Annotated in this window: 16 protein-coding genes; 13 read left to right on the forward strand and 3 right to left on the reverse strand. The window is 60.1% G+C overall.

What is annotated here, in order from left to right:
- Nucleotides 1–118 precede the first annotated feature (118 nt).
- The 10 genes from ccmA to smc all read left to right on the forward strand — a co-directional run bounded on the left by ccmA (nucleotide 119) and on the right by smc (nucleotide 10,780).
- A complete protein-coding gene (ccmA, locus tag R84865_RS10545; protein WP_435631388.1) occupies nucleotides 119–772 on the forward strand; it encodes a cytochrome c biogenesis heme-transporting ATPase CcmA in 654 nt (217 codons plus the stop codon).
- Nucleotides 759–1,463, forward strand: coding sequence for a heme exporter protein CcmB (gene ccmB / locus R84865_RS10550; protein ID WP_435631389.1), 705 nt, complete (start codon nucleotides 759–761; stop codon nucleotides 1,461–1,463). Before ccmA ends, ccmB begins: the two co-directional genes overlap by 14 nt.
- A 78-nt stretch (nucleotides 1,464–1,541) precedes the next feature.
- Nucleotides 1,542–2,291, forward strand: a complete 750-nt coding sequence (locus tag R84865_RS10555) for a heme ABC transporter permease (protein ID WP_435631390.1) — start codon at nucleotides 1,542–1,544, stop codon at nucleotides 2,289–2,291.
- Complete coding sequence (gene ccmD, locus R84865_RS10560) at nucleotides 2,288–2,527, forward strand: heme exporter protein CcmD (RefSeq protein WP_435631391.1); 240 nt, start codon at nucleotides 2,288–2,290, stop codon at nucleotides 2,525–2,527. The genes R84865_RS10555 and ccmD overlap by 4 nt, the downstream gene beginning before the upstream one ends.
- Nucleotides 2,524–3,078, forward strand: a complete 555-nt coding sequence (gene ccmE / locus R84865_RS10565; RefSeq protein WP_435631392.1) for a cytochrome c maturation protein CcmE — start codon at nucleotides 2,524–2,526, stop codon at nucleotides 3,076–3,078. Before ccmD ends, ccmE begins: the two co-directional genes overlap by 4 nt.
- A 69-nt stretch (nucleotides 3,079–3,147) precedes the next feature.
- Nucleotides 3,148–5,124 (forward strand): heme lyase CcmF/NrfE family subunit, encoded by a 1,977-nt coding sequence (locus R84865_RS10570; RefSeq protein ID WP_435639637.1) that lies wholly within the window; start codon nucleotides 3,148–3,150, stop codon nucleotides 5,122–5,124.
- On the forward strand, nucleotides 5,121–5,651 hold the full coding sequence (locus R84865_RS10575) for a DsbE family thiol:disulfide interchange protein (protein WP_435639638.1): 531 nt from the start codon (nucleotides 5,121–5,123) through the stop codon (nucleotides 5,649–5,651). The genes R84865_RS10570 and R84865_RS10575 overlap by 4 nt, the downstream gene beginning before the upstream one ends.
- On the forward strand, nucleotides 5,651–6,163 hold the full coding sequence (locus R84865_RS10580; RefSeq protein ID WP_435639639.1) for a cytochrome c-type biogenesis protein: 513 nt from the start codon (nucleotides 5,651–5,653) through the stop codon (nucleotides 6,161–6,163). Before R84865_RS10575 ends, R84865_RS10580 begins: the two co-directional genes overlap by 1 nt.
- Nucleotides 6,163–7,077 carry a c-type cytochrome biogenesis protein CcmI gene (ccmI, locus tag R84865_RS10585; RefSeq protein ID WP_435631395.1) on the forward strand — a complete coding sequence of 305 codons (915 nt, stop codon included), beginning with the start codon at nucleotides 6,163–6,165 and terminating at the stop codon, nucleotides 7,075–7,077. The genes R84865_RS10580 and ccmI overlap by 1 nt, the downstream gene beginning before the upstream one ends.
- Before the next feature lie 202 nt (nucleotides 7,078–7,279).
- Complete coding sequence (gene smc / locus R84865_RS10590; RefSeq protein ID WP_435639640.1) at nucleotides 7,280–10,780, forward strand: chromosome segregation protein SMC; 3,501 nt, start codon at nucleotides 7,280–7,282, stop codon at nucleotides 10,778–10,780.
- An 80-nt stretch (nucleotides 10,781–10,860) separates the two neighbouring features.
- Here the strand turns inward: smc and R84865_RS10595 are convergent, their stop codons facing one another.
- Together R84865_RS10595 and R84865_RS10600 are read right to left on the reverse strand one after the other, a co-directional pair.
- The gene (locus R84865_RS10595; RefSeq protein ID WP_435637610.1) at nucleotides 10,861–11,205 is read right to left on the reverse strand and encodes an AzlD domain-containing protein; all 345 of its coding nucleotides are present in this window, start codon (nucleotides 11,203–11,205) and stop codon (nucleotides 10,861–10,863) included.
- Complete coding sequence (locus R84865_RS10600) at nucleotides 11,195–11,941, reverse strand: AzlC family ABC transporter permease (protein WP_435639641.1); 747 nt, start codon at nucleotides 11,939–11,941, stop codon at nucleotides 11,195–11,197. The genes R84865_RS10595 and R84865_RS10600 overlap by 11 nt, the downstream gene beginning before the upstream one ends.
- Before the next feature lie 479 nt (nucleotides 11,942–12,420).
- On the opposite strand from R84865_RS10600, the gene R84865_RS10605 reads away from it, so the two are divergent.
- From R84865_RS10605 to R84865_RS10615, 3 genes are all read left to right on the forward strand, one after another.
- A complete protein-coding gene (locus R84865_RS10605; RefSeq protein ID WP_435639642.1) occupies nucleotides 12,421–14,454 on the forward strand; it encodes a cell division protein ZipA C-terminal FtsZ-binding domain-containing protein in 2,034 nt (677 codons plus the stop codon).
- A gap of 267 nt (nucleotides 14,455–14,721) precedes the next feature.
- Nucleotides 14,722–16,791 (forward strand): NAD-dependent DNA ligase LigA, encoded by a 2,070-nt coding sequence (gene ligA / locus R84865_RS10610; RefSeq protein ID WP_435639643.1) that lies wholly within the window; start codon nucleotides 14,722–14,724, stop codon nucleotides 16,789–16,791.
- A complete protein-coding gene (locus R84865_RS10615; protein WP_435631401.1) occupies nucleotides 16,784–17,068 on the forward strand; it encodes a YheU family protein in 285 nt (94 codons plus the stop codon). The genes ligA and R84865_RS10615 overlap by 8 nt, the downstream gene beginning before the upstream one ends.
- Nucleotides 17,069–17,311: 243 nt before the next feature.
- Here the strand turns inward: R84865_RS10615 and mnmC are convergent, their stop codons facing one another.
- Nucleotides 17,312–19,348, reverse strand: a complete 2,037-nt coding sequence (gene mnmC / locus R84865_RS10620) for a bifunctional tRNA (5-methylaminomethyl-2-thiouridine)(34)-methyltransferase MnmC2/FAD-dependent 5-carboxymethylaminomethyl-2-thiouridine(34) oxidoreductase MnmC1 (RefSeq protein ID WP_435639644.1) — start codon at nucleotides 19,346–19,348, stop codon at nucleotides 17,312–17,314.
- Nucleotides 19,349–19,765 lie beyond the last annotated feature (417 nt).

The raw sequence follows: 19,765 nt of genomic DNA on the forward strand, positions 1-19,765 counted from the left end.
CGGGTAGAGGTAGGTAGCGCTCGCCCTGTATAATTAACGGCTTTTTGCAGCGCACGATAGCAGCAATCAATCGGCTTGATGGCGTGTAGCGACTTCATCCTAACCGGAGTAATGTTCAGTGCCAGCTCTGTTGACGGCCGTTGGACTTGGCTGCGAGCGCGACGATCGCGTGCTTTTCTCAGCGCTCGATTTCTCCCTTGCAGCTGGGCAACTGGCGTGGATCGAAGGCCCCAATGGCAGCGGCAAAACCACGCTATTGAAAATAGTGAGCGGGCAGTTTGCCGATTATCAAGGGCAGCTGTACTGGCAAGGCAATCGGTTGGACCGCCACGCACGCGCGCTGCGCAATGAATTGCTTTACCTGGGGCATCAGTCCGGCGTCAAAGCGGGGCTGACGGCCTTGGAAAATCTGGCCTGGTATCAGGCGCTGGCGGAATACGCAGCGCCAGATGCCGAGCAGCGCCGTTGGCAGGCGTTAGCGACGGTAGGGCTTAGTGGCTTCGAAGATGTCGCCATCGAGCGTTTGTCAGCGGGACAGCAGCGTCGAGTGGCGCTGGCGCGGCTGCATCTCGAACCACGTGCGCTGTGGATACTCGATGAGCCGTTTACCGCGATTGACGCCGCCGGCGTCAAACAACTGGAGCACTGGATTGCCGCGCACCGTGATGCGGGCGGCGCAGTGCTCGTGACTACGCATCATCCGCTAAAGCTGAATGGTAGCGTGGGGCGCATTCGCCTCGATGGGCGCGGAGGTCACCATGTCGAACTCTGATTCGCCCGTCAGGGTGAGCTTACGGCGCGCGTTTTGTCGCGTACTGAAGCGCGAGCTTCTGCTGCGCTTCCGGCGCCGTCAGGAATTGGCTGGTCCGCTGCTGTTCTTCGCGCTGGTGGTAGTGCTATTTCCGCTGGGGCTGGGCCCCGAGCCGCGGCGTTTGGCGGAATTGGCGCCGGGGCTATTGTGGGTGGCGGCGCTGTTGGCCATGCTGCTGTCTCTGGATGGACTTTTTCGTAATGATTACGAGGACGGCACCCTTGAGCAACTGATGCTGTCGGCGCATCCACAGGCACCGCTAATAGTTGCCAAAGTGTTGGCGCACTGGCTGGTGTCGGGGTTCGCTCTGGCGCTTTTTTCACCGCTGTTCAGCGCCATGCTGGGGCTACCGTGGCAGCAGTGGTGGGCGGTGGCCGTTACTCTGGCGCTCGGCAGCGCCACGCTTAGCCTGGTAGGCGGTATCGCCGCTGCGCTTACGCTGGGTGTGCAGCGCGGGGGCGTGCTGCTGTCGCTGTTGGTACTGCCGCTTTATACGCCGGTACTGATTTTCGGCGCGGGCGCTGCGCAGCTGGCGCTACAGGGCGCGAGTATTGCCCCGCAGCTTGCTTTGCTGGGCGCTATGCTGGCCATCGCATTAGCGCTGGCGCCTTGGGCTACCGTAGCAGCGTTGCGGTTAACGCTCTCTGACTAGCAGCTCTGCCGCGATGTAAAAGCAGCAGAACCATGTGTGCGGTGAGGCACTCATTAATAACGACTTTTTGGCGAAGGCATGTGGCGATTTATTCATAAATGGGGCTCGCCCAAGTGGTTTTATACCACCACCGGACCTTGGCTGCCGTGGCTGTGGAGCGCCGCGCTGCTACTGCTGATAGTGGGTGTTGTATGGGGGCTGGCGATTGCGCCTCCCGACCGCTATCAGCACGACTCTGCGCGTATTCTTTACGTGCATGTACCGGCGGCCATTCTGGCGCAGTCATGCTTCGCGATAATGGCCGTGTCAGCCATTATTTTTCTGGTATGGAAGATCAAGATTGCCGATATCGCCGCGATGGTGATGGCACCGTTCGGTGCCGCCATGACCTTCGCCGCACTCTTTTCTGGCTCAGTGTGGGGAATTCCGACCTGGGGCACCTGGTGGGTGTGGGATGCGCGCCTTACCTCAATGCTGATTCAGCTGTTTATCTATCTCGGCGTTATCGGGCTTCGTGCCAGTTTTACCAGTCGCGACAGCGGCGCGCGCGCGGCCGCCATCATGACCCTGGTGGGTGTGGTTAACCTGCCGATCATCAAATACTCGGTGGTGTGGTGGAATACGCTGCACCAACCGGCCACCTTCAGCATCGATAAAGCCCCCGCAATGCCAGCCTCCATGTGGCTGCCGCTGCTGTTTAGCATGCTGGGGTTCTATCTGTTTTTCGCCGCCTACACCCTAACGCGCACCCGCAGTCAGCTGTTGAAGCGTGAATCACGGTCGCGCTGGGTGAGGGATATTGCCTTGGGTAAGGGGGCCGCATCATGACGCCTTACTTCGCTTCGCTGTCTGACTTCCTTGCCATGAATGGCTACGCGCGCTTCGTATGGCCGGCGTTCGCGGTGGTGCTGGGAGTGTTGGTGTTTGCCGCGCTGTATGGACGCTACGAACGGCGTGCGGTGCTCGCTGATATACGCCGTCAGGAACGGCGCCGTCAGGCGCAGGCCCAGGAAGATACTCCCTCAGCCGCCCAGGCGTCGTCCAACAGCAGGTCAACCTCATGAATGCAAAACGTCGCCAGCGTCTGGTGCTCATCTGCGGCTTGCTGGTATTGGCCGGGATAGCGATTGGGCTGATTCTTTACGCACTGCGCTCCAATATCAATCTGTTCTATACCCCGCGCGAAATTGCCAGCGGTTCGGCTCCCATGGGGCAATCGCTGCGTGCCGGTGGGGTGGTGCGGTTTGATAGCGTCAAGCGGGATCCCAACGGCGTGTCGGTGAGCTTCGTGGTGACCGATTTCGCCGATAATCTGACCGTTCATTACGACGGCATACTGCCCGATCTGTTTCGTGAAGGGCAGGGCGTGGTAGTGGTCGGTAAACTAAGCGATCGTCACGAGTTGGATGCCACCCAAGTGCTCGCCAAGCATGACGAGAAGTACACCCCGCCCGAGGTTGTTAAAGCGCTCGAGAAGGGCGGTGATATGCCGCATCAGTATCGTTTCCAGCTCGACGCCGGGATATCCCCGCAGGCGATCCAAAGCGCTGCGACAGTAAGTGGGTTGGAGCAGCGTCTTGACCATCATAATGATAAGCACACAACAACCGACTGACTCACCCGGCCCGGTCTGCGCAGCACATAGCGTATGCGACCGAGCCCTAGCTCGAGAGTGGATGATTGAATGTTCCTTGAGTGGTTACCGGAACTTGGCTACTTCGCCCTGATTCTTGCCTTCGTTGCCAGCTGCGTGCAGGCGCTGTTCCCGCTGTTGGGCGCGTGGTGGCGTAAGCCGCTGTGGATGGCGGTGGCGCAGCCGATGGCGCTGGTTCAGTTCGTGATGGTAGCAGTGGCTTATGTGATGCTCAGCCTAAGCTTCGCCAACGATCTGTTCAGCGTTGGCTATGTCGCTGAAAACTCCAACTCGCTACTGCCGTGGTACTACAAGCTGTGCGCGGTATGGGGCGGACATGAAGGATCGATGCTGCTGTGGTCGCTGCTGTTGGCGGGCTGGGGCGTGGCGGTAACGCTGTGCTCAAAACGCTTGCCGCGCGACTTTCTGGCCCGCGTGCTGGGCGTTATGGGGCTGATTGCAGTCGGCTTCCTCAGCTTCGTGATTATCACCTCCAATCCCTTTGCTCGGTTGCTGCCGAATTCGCCTGAAAACGGCGTTGATCTCAATCCATTGCTGCAAGACCCCGGGCTGATCGTTCACCCGCCGATTCTGTACATGGGCTATGTCGGCTTTTCGGTGGCGTTTGCGTTTGCGATTGCGGCGCTGCTGGGTGGTCGCCTCGATGCCGTCTGGTCGCGCTGGGCGCGTCCCTGGACCGTAGTGGCGTGGGCCTTCCTGAGTTGGGGCATTGCGCTTGGCAGCTGGTGGGCCTACTACGAACTAGGCTGGGGCGGCTGGTGGTTCTGGGACCCGGTCGAGAATGCTTCACTCATGCCATGGCTGGCGGGCACCGCGTTGATTCACTCACTGGCGGTTACCGAGAAACGCGGTGCGTTCAAAAGCTGGACAGTACTGCTGGCCATAACCGCCTTCTCGCTGTCATTGATGGGCACCTTCCTGGTGCGCTCCGGGGTGCTGAGCTCGGTGCATGCGTTTGCCAATGATCCTTCTCGTGGTAACTACATTCTGGTGCTGCTAGGCATCACCGTGGGGCTGTCGCTGCTGCTGTATGCGCTGCGTGCACCGCGCGTTAGCAGCGGCGGCGCATTCTCGTGGATGTCCCGCGAAGCGATGCTGCTGATCAATAATATCGTGCTATTGGTGATGCTGCTGACGGTGCTGATCGGTACGCTCTATCCACTGCTGCTGAATGCGCTGGACCTCGGCCAGATTTCAGTGGGGCCGCCATACTTCAATATGATCTTTGTGCCGCTGTCGGCGCTGCTGGCGATCTTTATGGGCGTCGGGCCAGTCTCGCAGTGGAAGAATACGCCGTTCAAGGTGCTGCTCAAACGCAGCGGCTGGGGCGCGCTGGCAGCGCTCATCATTGCGATAGCCGCGCCGCTGGTCTACGACGGCGAATGGAGTCTGGGTGTCACCATCGGGCTGTTGATGGCGCTGTGGATTACTCTGCCGCTGTTGCGTGACTTCATTCACCAGCTGCAGCGCGCCGGGCTGGCAGGCTTGCGCAAGCTGCCGCGCAGCCACTATGCGATGGTGATCGGGCATCTGGGGCTGGCGGTAACTATTGTTGGCATCGTGCTGGTATCGCATTACAGCGTCGAGAAAAACGTGCGCATGGCACCGGGCACCAGTGTCGAGGTAGGCGGCTATCAGTTTACCCTTGAGTCGCTCGCTGACCTGAAGGGCCCGAATTACGCAGCCACGCGTGGCACCGTTAGCGTGACCCACCACCAGCGCCGTCTGCGCACCATGTATCCTGAAAAACGGCTCTATGTGGTAACGCGCCAGCCGCTGACCGAAACGGCGCTGTCGTTCAATCCGTTCCGCGATCTGTACGTTGCGCTGGGCGAACCTCTGGATGGCGAAGCCTGGGCGCTGCGTATTCAGGTCAAGCCGTTCGTGCGCTGGATCTGGGCGGGAGCACTGATGATGGTCGTCAGCGGCCTACTGGCGGCCAGCGACAAACGCTATCGCCACAAGCGCCGCCGTGTCGGCCGTGCAGCCAAGGAGACGCAGGCATGAAGGCCAAACCGATATTGTTCGTTCCGCTGGTTATCTTCGTAGGGCTGGCGGTGCTGCTGTGGCATGGGCTGGGCAACAATCCCAGCGAGCGCGAGTCGGCGCTGTTAAGCACGCCGTTCCCCGACTTTTCGCTGGCCACCGTCGACAATGAAGACAAACAGGTAACCCCGCAGGTGCTCAAAGGGAAGACAACCCTGGTGAACGTGTGGGGGGCCTGGTGCCCTACCTGCAAGCAGGAAATGCCGCAACTGCTTGAGCTCGCCCAGCGTGGCGTGCGCATCGTCGGTGTCGATTACAAGGATCAGCGCAGTGCCGCCGAAACCTTCATGAGCGATTTCGGCAATCCGTTTGCGCTCAATATCTTCGACCCCGATGGCTCGCTGGGCTTCGATCTGGGCGTTTATGGCGCGCCTGAATCCTTTATCGTCGATGCCAACGGCGTGATTCGTTATCACCACACCGGCTACATCACGGCACAGGATGTCGACAAGATCATTATGCCAACGCTCAAGAGGTTGCAGCAGTGATGCGTGATGCGATGCTTAAGCGCCTGCTGTTGCTCAGCGCGGCGCTGCTGCTGTGCGCGCTGGCCGGCGTTAGCCTGGCCGACAATGGCCCGCCGGAATTTCACGATTCCGCGCTGGCGCAGCGTTACAGCGCGCTGACTGAGGAGCTGCGCTGTCCCAAGTGCGAAAACGAAACGCTGGCCAGTTCGGGCGCGCCCATCGCCGCTGATATCCGCCAGCGTATTGCCGAGTGGCTGAAGGCGGGGCAGAGCGATGACGACATTCGCCACCATCTGGTGCAGCGCTTCGGCGAATACGTGCTTTACAAGCCGCGTGTCGAGCGCCGTACCTGGCTGTTGTGGGGACTCCCTGCGGCAGCAGTTGTGGTTGGCGGTGTGGTGCTGACGTTATTGATCAGACGCCGGCGGCGGCTACAGGTAAGTGATTTGGACGATGCCGAGCGTGCGCGTTTGGCAGCCCTGCTGTCGCGCCACGGCGACCAGCAGCCCAGCAGTGACAGGGAGGCGCGCTGATGCTAGCGCTATGGATAGGAATGGCGGTGCTGGCAGCGGTATTCGCGCTGTTTGCGCTGTGGGCGTGGCGGTTGGCACCGCAGTTCGCGCAGGCGCAGCAGCGTTTCGAGCAAGAAGACAACACCACTGCTGCCAACGTGCGAATATTTTACACGCGGCTGGCTGAGCTTGAGCAGCAGCGCGACGACCAGACGCTTTCTGCCCAGCAGTTCGACGAGGCCCGGCTTGATCTCGAGCGTAGTCTTTTGAGCGACAGCACTGCCGCGCACAAACAGGCGCTGGCGGGGCCTTATCAGGGATCGCTGTGGTGGTCGCTGGCGATAGTGGCAGCGGTGGTGCTGGCCGTGGTGGCTTATCTGAACACCGGTAGCAGCAGCAACGTCGAGCTTTATGGCGTGCGCCAAAGCATTGAGCAAAGTGGCGATACCAGCCCTGCTCACTACATTGAGCGGTTCGAGGCCGAAGCTAAGCGTCATCCGGGCAATGCTGATGTGTGGGCGCTTTTGTATCCGCTCTATCGTGATAGCGGACGCTATCAGGACGCCGTTGGTGCACTGTCGAAGGTTATTACGCTGCGCGATGCCGAGCATGACCCCGCGCTGTTGGCCGAGCTGGCACAGGCGAAATTCTTCGCGTCAGGGCGCGTTATGAATAGCGATATTGCTGCTACCTTGAATGAAGTGAAACGGCTCGATCCGCGTCAGCCCACCATGCACAGTTTGCTGGGCTTCACCGACTTCACCCGGGGCAACTATCAGGGGGCCATCGATCACTGGCGCCTGGCGCTGGCCGGTCAGTCAAACAACGCCGATGAAACGACGCTGCGCCAGGGCATCGCACTGGCGCGTCAACGTTTGGCGCAGGCCGGGGCTAACGGCTCGCCTGATTCCCCATCCAATGGTAATCTGCGCTGATACAAAGCGCGGTGAGGGTCGTTGACATTGCCGTCGTGTTTTAAGGAAGACATCTACGCGATGTGTTCCAAGTAAACAGCGAGCGCTTTATCATCACTTGGGTGCCGTCCCTGTTGCCATGTTCAGCGGCGGGGCGGTGCTAATCATGACGCGCAGCTTCATTCTCATGCGGTTGCCTAGCAGGCGGGTATAGTCGAGGTCCATGCGGCTTAAATCTATCAAACTGGTGGGATTCAAGTCGTTTGTCGACGCCGTGACGGTGCCGTTTGAAAGCAACATGACGGCCATCGTCGGGCCCAATGGCTGCGGCAAATCCAACGTGATCGATGCGGTACGTTGGGTGATGGGCGAATCCTCCGCCAAGATGCTGCGCGGCGAGTCGATGGCCGACGTCATCTTCAACGGCTCGACCGGACGCAAGCCGGTCGGGCAAGCCTCCATAGAACTCACCTTCGATAACGATCCCGAAGAGCCTTCTCGCAAGCTGGGCGGTGCCTACGCGCAATATGCCGAGATATCGGTCAAGCGTTTGGTGACCCGCGACGGCCAGTCGCTCTATTTCTTCAACGGTGAAAAGTGCCGCCGGCGCGACATCAGTGATCTGTTTCTGGGCACCGGTCTTGGCCCGCGCTCCTACGCGATTATCGGCCAAGGCATGATCTCGCGTCTGGTCGAGGCGCGCCCTGAAGAGCTGCGCGCCACTCTCGAAGAGGCAGCCGGTATCTCCAAATACAAGGAGCGGCGCCGCGAAACCGAAAATCGCATGCGCCGTACTGAGGAAAATCTCGAGCGCCTCAACGATCTGCGCGAAGAGCTGGACAAACAGCTCGAGCGGCTGAAGCGTCAGGCCGATGCTGCCAAACGCTATCAGGGCCTGAAGGAGCAGGAGCATCGTCTCAAGGGCGAGCTGGCGCTGATGCGTTCAAGGGCGCTGCGCAGTCGTCAACAGCAGGCCGAAGCTCAGGTGCGCGACATCGAGATCGAGCGTGAGCGCAATGTATACGGCGTGCGCGAAGCGGAGCGCCTGCTCGAACAAGCGCGCCTTGATCATGACCAGTTAGCCGCTGATCTGGATAGCAAGCAAAGCCAGTTTTCCGAAACCAGCGCCGCGATTGCGCGTATCGAGCAGTGGATCGACAACGCCCAGTCGCGTCATCGTCAAATCGCTGCCGATCTCGAAGGCGTTGACCGTGAGGTGCAAGAGCTCGCCACGCTTGAAGAGCAGGATCAGGGGCGGCTGGCTGAGCTTGAGCAGCGTCTTGAAGAAATTGGGCCCGAGCGCGAGCAGGCTGAGCAGCAGCTCGAACTGGTGCAGGCACAGCTCGAAGAGGTCGAAGCCAGCCAAACGTCCAGTCAGGCGGCGTGGGACGACGCGGTCGCGCAGGACAACGCCCGCGCCCGCGATGCCGAGCGCTTGCAGGGCGAGGTACGTAGTCTGGAGCGCGAACTGGAGTCGATCAGCGCCGAGCTGGCGCGCCGTCAGGCCCAGCGCAGTGAGCTTCCTGAGCTGGCCGGGCTGGAAGAGCAGCGCGAGACGCACGCCGAACAGCTAGCCGAGCTCGAAGAAACCCTTGCTGCGCTCGATGAACAGCGCGAACTGCTGAGCGCCGAGCGTAGCGAGGCCGAGGAAGCACTACAGCGCTTTAGCGCCGAGCGCGAACAGCAGGTTGAGCGCCAGCACCAGTTGCGCGGAGAACATGCCTCACTGAGCGCCCTAATTGATGCTGCGCTAGCGCATCAGGACGACAGCTTCACCGATTATCTGGCGGCGCAGGGGTTGAGCGATGCGCCGCAGCTGGCGGAGCGCTTGCAGGTAGCCAAAGAGTGGCAAAGCGTTGCTTCCTGGGTGCTATCGCCGTGGCTCGAAGCACGTGTGGTAGACACGCCAATCGCTGCTTTCGAAGCGCCCGCTACGGGTGAGCTGGGCGTTATCGATGCCGCCGACTACAGCGCCAGCGGCGATACGCTGGCCGGCAAAATCGCCGGTGCCGGCGCGCTAGGCCCATGGCTCGATACCATTCATGTGGCAACGTCGTCGCTCAATGCCAGCGCACAATTGGCCGAGCTTCCGGCCGGACACAGCGTGATTAGCGCCGACGGCCTATGGCAAGGGCATGGCTGGCGCCGCCAGTTAGGCAGCGCCGCACGCGAAGACGGCGTAATTGGTCAACGTCAGCGCCGCGACGAGGTCGAGCTGGAATTGGCCGCCCTCGACGAACAGCTTGGGGAGCTTGAGCAGGCGATTGCTCAGCAGCGCGACCAGCTAAAAAACAGCGATGCACGCCTGAATGACCTTGCCGAGCAGCAGCGCCAGCACGCCAGCGAGCGCGAGCGCGTAGCCTTGGCGCAAGCCAATATTGCCTCGCGGCTTGAGCATCTGGGCGGGCGTGCCGCCGAGTTGGAAGAAGAGCTGGCGGTGCTGCGCGAGCGGCAGGAGGAGCGTGCCCTGGCGCTGGAAGAACAGCGCGAGGCGGTCGAGCAGGCGCAGCAAGCGATGGTCGAAAGCGGCGAGCGCCGCAAGCAGCTCGAGCAGGCACGGCGCTCCGGCGGTGAGGCCTTGACCAGTGCGCGTGCCGCGGTGGTGCCCGCTCGCGAGCAGCTCAATCAATTGCAGCTTGAATATCAGCGGCTCAATACCGAACTGGAAGGCATGCAGCGCTCGCGCGGTCGCGGCGACGGTCAGCGCGAACGCTTGCAAATGCGCCGTGAAGCGCTGCTTGAAGAGCGTGAAAATCTCACTGAACCGCTGGAAGAGCAGCGTGCCGAACTGGACGAATTGCTAGCGCGGCGCAGCAGCGAAGAAGAGGCGCTGGGCAAGGTGCGTGAGCAGTCGCGCGATATTGGCGAGCGGATGCGCGATTACGAGCTGCGCCGTCAGGGCCACGAGAGCGATCTCGAGAAACTGCGCGAACGACTCGAAGAAATGCGTTTGCAGGTGCAGGAGCTAGTGCTCAAGGCCACCAGTCAGGACGACTATCTTGCCGAGTTGGGCCACGATATCGATCAACTGAACGAGCATCTGCCGCCCGATGCCACCGAATCGAGCTGGCAAGCGTCGCTTGAAGAGACTGCCGAACGCATCAAGCGGCTGGGCGCGATCAATCTCGCGGCCATCGAGGAGTACGATCAGCAGGCCGAACGGCGCAATTATCTCGAGGCGCAGCATGATGAGCTTCAGGAAGCGCTGGAAACGCTGACGCGGGCGATTCGCAAGATCGATCAGGAAACCCGTACCCGTTTCAAGGAGACCTTCGAGCAGGTCAACGCCGGGCTGGGCGATCTGTTCCCGCGCGTGTTCGGCGGGGGCTCGGCATGGCTAACGCTGACCGGCGATGATCTGCTCGAAACCGGCGTGGCGATCATGGCGCGTCCGCCCGGTAAGAAAAACTCCACCATTCATCTGCTGTCCGGCGGCGAGAAAACCATGACCGCGCTATCGCTGGTATTCGCCATCTTCCAGCTCAATCCCGCCCCCTTCTGTATGCTCGATGAAGTTGACGCACCGCTCGACGATGCCAACGTGGGCCGCTACGCCCGCTTGGTGAAGGACATGTCCGCCAACGTGCAGTTTATCTATATCACCCATAACAAGATTGCGATGGAAGCGTCCGATCGCCTGATGGGCGTGACCATGCAAGAGCCTGGGGTATCGCGGCTGGTATCGGTGGACGTAGAAGCAGCGGCGGCGCTGGCCGAAGCGTGATGACGAGACGCTGTTGAGGTGGTAGTTGTGTCGCTGGGCGAGACGAGCAGCCCCCGTACTCGACTTCCGCTTAAGCGTCGCTAAAACAGCCCGGAAGCGTTCAAGCCGCCGTAAAGCAGCATCGCCAGCAGGATAGTCACGCCGACGTTGTTGATCAGCCTGTGAATCAGCAGCACCGCTGCCAGTCCCAGTACGTACAGCAGCAACTGGCTGGGCGACTGCTGTGCCTTCTCCATCAGGTCCGGTACTACCGTCGTGACGGCTATCGCCACCAGCAGCGATGGTCCCAGTGCCGAGAGCGCATTGTTGAGGCGCTCGCCGAAGAGCTCGTTGGTTTGCTTGCGCACAAGCAGCGGCAGCAGCCGAAACAGGTACGTGATCGCAGCCATCATCAGGATGGCGGGAGCGGTATCGCTAAAGCTCATGGTGCTGCTCCTGCGTATCGATTGCCGCTGCGCTGCTGGGCCTGATAAAGGCCACTAGCGCACCGCTAAACCCGCCCAGCGGTAGCGCCAGATGTTGCTCTCCCGCTATCAGACATAGCGCAGTGACCAGCGCTGATGCCAACAGGGAAGGTAGATTGCCGGCATTGGCGCATTCATAGCTGAGCAGCAAAAACAGCGCCGGCAGCGAGAACAGCATCGCCTGCATCGCGGCCGGATACGCATCGCTAAGTTGACTGCCCACTATAGCCCCAAGCGCGGTGCCTAACACCCACACCAGATAGGCGGCGACGCCCATTTGCAGCATCCAGCGTTCACGCTGGGAAGGGTGGATATAACCGCTGCGGGTGAGCGCAGTCGCAAAGACTTCATCGGTCAGGAAGAAGGCCGAGAGAAATCGCCAGCGTCGCTCAAACGGAATCTTTTGTCTAAGAATGGCCCCGTAGAACAGATGGCGGAAGTCCATTAGCGCGCACAGCCCCACTACCCACAGCCACGAACCACCGCTTGCCAGCGTTGTCATCAACACGAACTGGCTGGCGCCCGCCAGCACCAGCGCCGACATCGTGACCAGCGCCGCGCCCGAGAGCTGGTGCGCCACACCGGCGGCACCGAAGGCAATCGCAACGGGCAGATAGCCCAACATGATCGGCAGCGCGGCCAGTAACGCTTGCGGCAAGCGCGCATCGGAGTAGTGGGGCGTTTGAGTGCTGCTCATCTGTGGTGTGGCTCGTGAACAATCGCAGTGTGAAGGTGGATGCCAAGGTGCTATCGCTGCGACCTGAGCAATGAGGACGACACGATACACCAAGCGTCGCTGCTTGCGGCAGCAAAAAACTCATGCCTAAGGATAGTAGAGCGTCAGGCGGGTTCCCTTCAGTATGAGGAAAGGAAAAAGGACGTTCATATGGCGGTGTGAAGGAATGGTTCATCTGGGGAGCGTTTGCTTGCTGCTGGCGGCCTTGTGGAGCGAGTTGGCGGCAGGGGTGTGGCATTGGTAATTTTGACGCTTTTTTCTACTCTATAACCAACCGTTACTGTTATCCCGCTGGATTCTATGGAAAACTTGCAAAAAGCATCTCTGTGCGTTGGTTTTCCTAGCAAACAGAGCGTCTGGTCGCGATCCTCTTTATGTTCGGGTGCGCATTTCTTTATAGATCACGTCGATATGTGATCGGTTGAACAGGTCGAGACTCCATGGAATTACGCGAGTGGCTTATTGTTCTGGGGCTTGTTTTCGTTGTCGTCATCGTTATTGACGGTGTGCGGCGCTATCGTAAACAGCAGCAGATCGGCAGTATTGATGAGCAGCTTATCGACAATGAAAGCGATGAGCAGCAGGCCCGCGAAACCGCCTGGGAATTGCCCAGCGGTTCTTCGCGCGTGGTCGAATCCGAGCGGGTGGCAGCACCCGACCTACAGGGCGGCTCGTTCGAACGACGCGGCCTGAAAACGCGCGTTCCCTTCACCGAAAGTGGTCAGGCCGCCGACCAACCGCAGCCCTTTACCGAGCCGCATATTGGCAGTGACACTTCGCTGAAAGACAGCGATATCGAGGCATCTTCGCCCGTTGCCGACACCGCCGCGCAACCGCACATCGCCGATTCCGCCGATGCTGATCCCAAAGCGGCAGAGGCAGCCGCGCACGCCGAACACACCAGCGCTAACGCTCAGGCAGAACCCGCACTGTCAGTGAACAACGCTGATACTGGCGCGACCCCTGCTGCCGAGCATCAGCCCGTGCCTGTATCTTCTTCGTCTAACGAGTCCGCTGAGGAAACCGCCAAGCCGACCGCCGCCGAGCTTGACCAGCCCGCTGCCGCTACGGACGAAACGCAGCCCGCCGAGGCGCTGGATGAAAGCGCCTATGACGACGAGTTCGACGACGAAGATTATCAGGAAGACGAGCAGCGCGATCAGCGCCGCTACAAGATGTTCCACGGTGAAGAAGAAGAAATCGACGATCCGCGCTACGAAGGATTGTCGGAAATTCTGGTCAAACGTCCCATGGATGGCGTTCACCGTTTTCAGGAAGCAGCTGCCGAACGTCGCGAAAAGCGTGCCGCCAAGCGTGAGCAGGCGCGGGTGAAGCGGCTTGAGGATCGTGCGCGGCGTGCCGAAGAGAAAGCCAAGCGTCGCGAAGAGAAAGAGCGCGAAGCCGAAGCACTGCGTCAACAGCGCGAAGAGGAAGAGCGCGTACGTGAGCAGCAGCGCCGCGAGCAGGAACAGCAGCGTCGCGAGCAGGAGCAATTGGAGCAGCAGCGTCGCGCCGAATACGAGCGCCAGCAGCGCAATGAGCACAAGGCGCGCGCCGAACATGAGGCCGAGCGCAACGAGCGTTTGCGCCGTGAGTTCGAAGAGCAGGAGCGCCAGCGCCACGATCAGCTGAGACACGATGACAGTCAGCAGCGCGAAGTCGATCATGAGGACAGTGCCGCCGACGATGATCCGCTGTTCGCGCCGTCGCGCCATGACAGCGGCCGCTCTTCAGATCCGCGTGAATCGGCGATGCGCCACGGTGTGCCCTACCTGGGGGCCGTCGATACCTTCGAAGAGGAAGCGCCCCGAGAACGCTCCCGTCGTCGCCGCGACAGCGATCAACCTGAGCGCGTAGCACCAGCCGCGGGTGGTTCGTACGCCCACGAAGAGCGCGAGCCTGCGCCGCGTCCCGCTGCCGAGCGCAATTGGGTGCGCGATCTGCCCGAGCCTGAGCAGAAGATGCATCCGGTGATCGAAAAAGCCCTGCGCCATCGCGTCGACGGAGATGTACCGCGCGATGTGCTGGGGGATGCCGACGAACTGATTATTATCAACGTGGTGTCCCGCAGCGAGCTTGGCTTCAAAGGGCTCGATCTGACCAAGCTGTTCCTCGCCTGCGGTCTCAACTACGCGTCGGAAGGCGAAATGTTCCACCGCTTCGAAACAGAGGATCCTGACAGCCCGCTGCAGTTCTCGATCATCAATGCGCTGAAGCCGGGCCGCTTCCCCATCTTCGATATGGAGCAGTTCTCGACCCGCTGCGTTTCGTTCCTGCTGCCGCTGCCGTCAGCCGAGCATATTGGCGAGGCCTTCGAAGCCATGTACGAAACGGCAAGAGCCATCGTACGCAATCTTGACGGCGAGCTGCGCGATGAAAATCAGAGCGTCATGACTCGGCAAACGGTGGGCTTCCTGCGCCAGCGCGTTGGTGATTTCGAGCGCCGCATGCATCTTTACCGCAACAGTCGCTAACGCACGCAGTCGCGGTTATCACAACGCCTTCGCGCCATGCCGGTGCGAAGGCGTTTTTGCTGGTGAATCGGGCAATGTAAGCACGATCGCTGCTTGCGGCTAGCGTCGAAAAGATGTGCGCTGAGCCCTTGCGTTAGCGGTTCCTCTGTTAAAATATCAGCAGTGCGCACGCTATTGCCGGTGTGCCGCCATGGTCTCTTCGTCCATGCGTTATTTTCTATCTGGTCAAGGCCTCTGCCTTGAGCCCTGCATATACGGATTCGCCCTGTGAGTTCTCACGACATTCCCGCTGACATTACCAACGAAGTAGCCGATCTGCGCCGTCGCATCGACGAAGCCAACCATCGTTATTACGTCGAGAACGAATCCGACATTCCTGATAACGATTACGATCGACTAATGCGCCGCTTGCAGGCACTGGAGGAGCAGTTTCCTGCGCTGGTAACGCCTGAGTCGCCCACTCAGCGTGTGGGAGCCCCGCTGTCCGGTGAATTTCCCTCTGTGACGCACAGTGTACGCATGCTATCCCTCGATAATGCCTTTAGCGATGACGAACTCAGTGCCTTCGTCAAACGCGCTGCGACGCGCCTGGGCAGCGACCCTGAATCGCTAACGTTCTGCTGTGAACCCAAGCTCGATGGGCTGGCGGTATCGCTTATCTACCGTGACGGCAAGCTGGTGCAGGGCGCTACGCGCGGCGACGGTTCTACCGGTGAAGACATTACTCGCAACGTACGCACCATCCGCTCGATTCCACTCAAGCTTTCTGGTCACGATGTTCCTTCTCTGCTCGAAGTACGCGGTGAGGTGTTTATTGGGCATAGCGGTTTTGAGGGCATGAATGAGCGTGCGCGCAAGGAAAACGGCAAGGTATTTGCCAATCCGCGTAATGCTGCTGCGGGTAGCCTGCGCCAGCTTGACCCATCGATTACCAATGATCGACCGCTCGAATTCTTTGCCTATCAGGTGGCCCAGCTCGAAGGTGCTGAGTGGGCCGATACGCACTCCGCGATGATGGCCAGACTGCGCGAATTCGGCTTTCGCTCGAACCCTGAACTGGCGATTGTGCAGGGTGCCAGCGGCATCATCGACTTCTGTCAGCGCATGGGCGAGCGACGTGCCTCGCTCGATTACGATATCGATGGCGCGGTGCTCAAGATCGATTCGCTGGCGCAGCAGGCCGAGCTCGGTTTTGTGTCACGCGCGCCGCGTTGGGCGATCGCGTTCAAGTTTCCCGCCGAAGAGAGAATCACCACCCTCAACGACGTCGAATTTCAGGTCGGGCGCATTGGTACGCTAACGCCGGTTGCCAAGCTTGAGCCGGTGCAGGTAGCGGGGGTAACGGTTACCAATGCCACGCTGCACAACATGGATGAAGTCGCGCGGCTCGATGTGCGTATTGGCGATCAGGTGATTGTGCGACGCGCGGGCGACGTTATTCCGCAAATCGTCAAGGTCGTGATTGAGCAGCGTCCGGATAACACACGCGACATCGTGATGCCTGAGCGTTGTCCGGTGTGCGGTTCTCAAATCGAGCGTCTCGAGGGCGAAGTAGCGGCGCGCTGCTCGGGCGGGCTGTTCTGTCCCGCGCAGCGCAAGGAATCATTGCAGCATTTCGCCAGCCGCAAGGCGCTGGATATCGATGGGCTGGGCGAAAAGCTGATCGACGTGCTGGTCGAGCGTGAAATGGTCAAGACGCCGGCGGATCTGTTCCGCCTGGGCGTGGCTGAGTTGGCCGAACTGCCAAGAATGGCCGAAAAGTCCGCCAGCAATCTGGTCGCCGCGCTGGATAAAGCGCGCAGCACGACGCTGGCGCGGTTTATCTACGCGATTGGTATTCGTGAAGTGGGCGAGGCCACCGCTGCCGTGTTGGCCACTCGCTTCGGCTCGCTGGATGCGCTGATGAGCGCTGAGCTCGAGCAACTGATGAGCGTGCCGGATATCGGCCCCATAGTGGCGCGCCATATCCACACCTTCTTCCGTCAGCAGGCTAACGTCGACACCGTCAAAGCGTTACAGGACGAGGGCGTCCACTGGGAGGAAGTCGAAGCGACCGATCGTCCGCAGCCCCTGGAAGGGCAAACCTGGGTGCTGACCGGCACGCTTGAGCAGATGACCCGCGACGATGCCAAGGAACGCTTGCAGCAGCTAGGTGCCAAGGTGGCCGGCAGCGTGTCGAAGAAAACTTCCTGCGTGGTTGCTGGGCCGGGCGCGGGCAGCAAGCTGGCCAAGGCTGAACAATTGGAGGTCGAGGTGATTGACGAAGCCACCTTCCTTGAGCGTTTGGCAGGGTATGAGGGTGAGGCCACGACGGATAGCGAGGCCAGCGATGAGTGAATTACCGTCACGCTTTGTGGTGCTTGGGTATCAAGAGCTGCCCGCCGAACTCAGGCGCGCGTTGCTGGGGGCCTTTGCTACCCGTCAGGGCTACGATACCGCCGACACCTCGAGTGCCGGCAGTGAAGGCTGGGTTGATCATCTCGAACAGCAGCTGAAACGCGGTGAACTGACGGTTATTCACGATCTGGAGACCGAATCGACAGAGGTGATGACACGTCAGCAGGTGCAGTCATTTGTGGCGCACATTAATGCACAAGGCGACGGAGCGGAGTGAGTATGCTGTTGAATTGGCAGGGATCATCCCCCGTTTTAGTGACATTGATGTCTAAATGGCAACACTGATATTCCGTTAGATAGATTTTAATTATACTGCTAACTTATTAAAGTAGCGTTCACTTTCTTGCAACGCCACAGCGCGTTCAAGTCATCACGCTTTTGAGGCTTCGAGAGAGTCTTTTAACGTGTTTCAAGGTGTATGTGCGTATTGGGGTCCTCTTTGAGGGCCCATTTTTTTGTCTCATTTATCTGCCGGCGACGACTGGCGGCTTTTCCTCTCTGCGGTAATCAATTCCCTGATAACCCGTCTTCCCGGATCAAGATGATCGACCAGCGCCAACTCCATCGGGGCCGGTTCACCACTGATCTGCGCGGCAATCAGCTCGGCACAGAGCGGAGCACTCACCATTCCCCGCGAGCCATGTCCGACATTAACCCATAACCCGTCAAGCCTGGGGCCGCTGGCAGGATTGATGCGCTTGGCATCCTTCTGCAGATCAGCGTAAAGCGACCGCCACTGCTCGAAGTCGGGCAGTGCGCCCGCGAACGGAGATTTGTCCGGCGTGGCAGTGCGAATACCGACACGGGCACTCGCCTTATCAGCGGCCTGTACGTTCAACTCAGCGGCTAGCTGAGGCAGGGCGGTGGTGAGCTCGGTAAGGTTATAGTCGGCGTCCGCCTGGCAAGGCGTGGTGTCCAGCGAGCGCGGTGTGAAGGTGGCACCAAACAGCTGCTGCCCGCGATAGGGCGGTGGCGCGTAGCCATTAGCGCATACCGTGCAGCGTAGCGGCGTTATCGGGGCTTCGCTGATGTCTACGCAACTGACTTGCCCTCGGATTGGCATCAGCGGAAGCTGCTCTAGCGGGGCGAGCTGCTGGCTCGCCCAGGCAGCGCACACCACTACCTGATTGGCGTTCAGGCGGGTGCCGTCGGACAAGCTAAGCTGCCAGCCGTCATAGCTCTGCTGCATCGCGTTAACGCCGAGCGCTTGGTGTTCGATATTGGCATCTTCGATCAGGCGCAGGCAGAAGCTGCGGGGCGCTAGCCAGCCGCCAAGCGGGTAGAACAGCGCACCGTGACTGTGGGATAGATCGCTTCCTGCAAGATGGCTTGCTTCAGCGGCGCTCACCCCACGCACAATGGTGTCGGGCAGGGCGTGGTTAGCCAGAAAGCGCTGCTGACGCTCGGCCTGACGGTGATCAAGCGCAACATCCAACGTGCCACAGCCTTCCCACCAGTCCGCTGCGGGCGCAATGCGTGCCAGTAAACGGCGCAAATGCAGCAGCGCTGCGAGATAAAAGCGGCTTTGCAGATTGCTGGCAACGGCCAGTTTGATATAAAGCGCCGCTTGATCATTGCCCGAGGCACCCTGGGCAATTCCTGCCGGATCGAGCAAGGTTACCCGATACCCGCGTGCGGCCAGTGCTGCTGCAGTAGCGCAGCCGGCAATGCCCGCGCCTATCACTGCGATGTGATCACCGCGACGAGCGGTACGACGCGCGCCCGCAAACCAAGGCGTTGCAGCGCGGCGTTGATCGGCGGCGGGGGTGGCAAAATGGCCATGCAGCATGTCGCGCTTGCGTCCAAAGCCCGCGGCCTTCTGCCAAACGAACCCAGCCGCCGCTAATCCGCGCTTGACGACGCCTGCCGCTGTGAAGGTGGCAAAGGTGGTGTGGGTGTGGCTGACCCGTGCCATCGCCTCGAATAAGGCGGGCTGCCACATCTCGGGATTCTTCGACGGTGCAAAACCATCAAGAAACCACGCATCTACCTGTCCATCGAACTGGCCTAAGCGCTCGCTGGCTTCACCGAAATAAAGATCAAGCGTGAAGCGCGGCGTTAGCGTCAGACGGTGTATGCCTACCACCGGTTGCGGCCACTGCGCCACTAACGCCTGCGCTAACTCGCTGAATTCGGGCCAGCCCTTAAGCGCTTGCTCAAGCTGCTTGCGCGTCATGGGGTAACGCTCCACCGATACCATATGCAGGCGCGCCTGCGCTGTTGCGTGCTGAGCAAATGCTTGCCAGGCGCACAGCGCATTAAGCCCTGAGCCAAATCCGGTTTCAGCAATCACAAAGGGGCGTGACTCATTCCACTGAGCAAAGCGCTGCGGCAGCTGATTGTGCTGAATAAAGACGTGTTCGGTTTCGCGACGCCCATCCTCACGCGAAAAATACACGTCGTCGAAGTCAACCGCGTGCGGCTGATCATCGTGCCATTCGAGTTTGGCGGTCGTTAGTGCAGTCAAGGGTGCGAGGGAGGGCGTTGTGTGGGGCATGAGTGTGTAGCGCTGCGTTTATCGAGTGAACCGCCATCAATGGCGTATGAGGTGCTGTTTGGCTGGCTATTTGGCCGGGTGAGCTCTGCGCAACGACCTGCGCATTCCACCCACGCATGGAACGTCTTTCGACGCCCCTTGGCAGTGAGCTCCTTGTGATGATGCTCATCGTGCTTCAGAGGCTCCTAGTATGAGCGATCGATGGCGTGTGGTTAAGCGTGGATGTTATCGCGAACCTGTAGCGAGACATCGCCGATGTGAGTGAGAAGCCGTTTTGCGGTCAAAAAATAGACATAAGTCGCGCGCTCCCATGCTGGCAGCGCTGTGGAAGGTTATTCCGGCTAACGTTCACAAGGTTATTCACAGATAGTGTGCACAGGATGGCAGTCGAACGGGATCGATCCTGGGGTGTGACTA

Origin of the sequence: Carnimonas bestiolae, assembly GCF_051251145.1 — a bacterium.
Taxonomy (GTDB): domain Bacteria; phylum Pseudomonadota; class Gammaproteobacteria; order Pseudomonadales; family Halomonadaceae; genus Carnimonas; species Carnimonas bestiolae.

Bases quoted from the DNA above. Each gene is read 5' to 3' on its own strand.
- smc (WP_435639640.1), top strand. From the start codon at position 7,280: ATGCGGCTTAAATCTATCAAACTGGTGGGATTCAAGTCGTTTGTCGAC.
- R84865_RS10580 (WP_435639639.1), top strand. From the start codon at position 5,651: ATGCGTGATGCGATGCTTAAGCGCCTGCTGTTGCTCAGCGCGGCGCTG.
- R84865_RS10615 (WP_435631401.1), top strand. From the start codon at position 16,784: ATGAGTGAATTACCGTCACGCTTTGTGGTGCTTGGGTATCAAGAGCTG.
- ccmB (WP_435631389.1), top strand. From the start codon at position 759: ATGTCGAACTCTGATTCGCCCGTCAGGGTGAGCTTACGGCGCGCGTTT.
- R84865_RS10605 (WP_435639642.1), top strand. From the start codon at position 12,421: ATGGAATTACGCGAGTGGCTTATTGTTCTGGGGCTTGTTTTCGTTGTC.
- R84865_RS10600 (WP_435639641.1), bottom strand. From the start codon at position 11,941: ATGAGCAGCACTCAAACGCCCCACTACTCCGATGCGCGCTTGCCGCAA.
- R84865_RS10555 (WP_435631390.1), top strand. From the start codon at position 1,542: ATGTGGCGATTTATTCATAAATGGGGCTCGCCCAAGTGGTTTTATACC.
- R84865_RS10575 (WP_435639638.1), top strand. From the start codon at position 5,121: ATGAAGGCCAAACCGATATTGTTCGTTCCGCTGGTTATCTTCGTAGGG.
- R84865_RS10570 (WP_435639637.1), top strand. From the start codon at position 3,148: ATGTTCCTTGAGTGGTTACCGGAACTTGGCTACTTCGCCCTGATTCTT.
- ccmD (WP_435631391.1), top strand. From the start codon at position 2,288: ATGACGCCTTACTTCGCTTCGCTGTCTGACTTCCTTGCCATGAATGGC.
- R84865_RS10595 (WP_435637610.1), bottom strand. From the start codon at position 11,205: ATGAGCTTTAGCGATACCGCTCCCGCCATCCTGATGATGGCTGCGATC.
- ccmE (WP_435631392.1), top strand. From the start codon at position 2,524: ATGAATGCAAAACGTCGCCAGCGTCTGGTGCTCATCTGCGGCTTGCTG.
- mnmC (WP_435639644.1), bottom strand. From the start codon at position 19,348: ATGCCCCACACAACGCCCTCCCTCGCACCCTTGACTGCACTAACGACC.
- ccmI (WP_435631395.1), top strand. From the start codon at position 6,163: ATGCTAGCGCTATGGATAGGAATGGCGGTGCTGGCAGCGGTATTCGCG.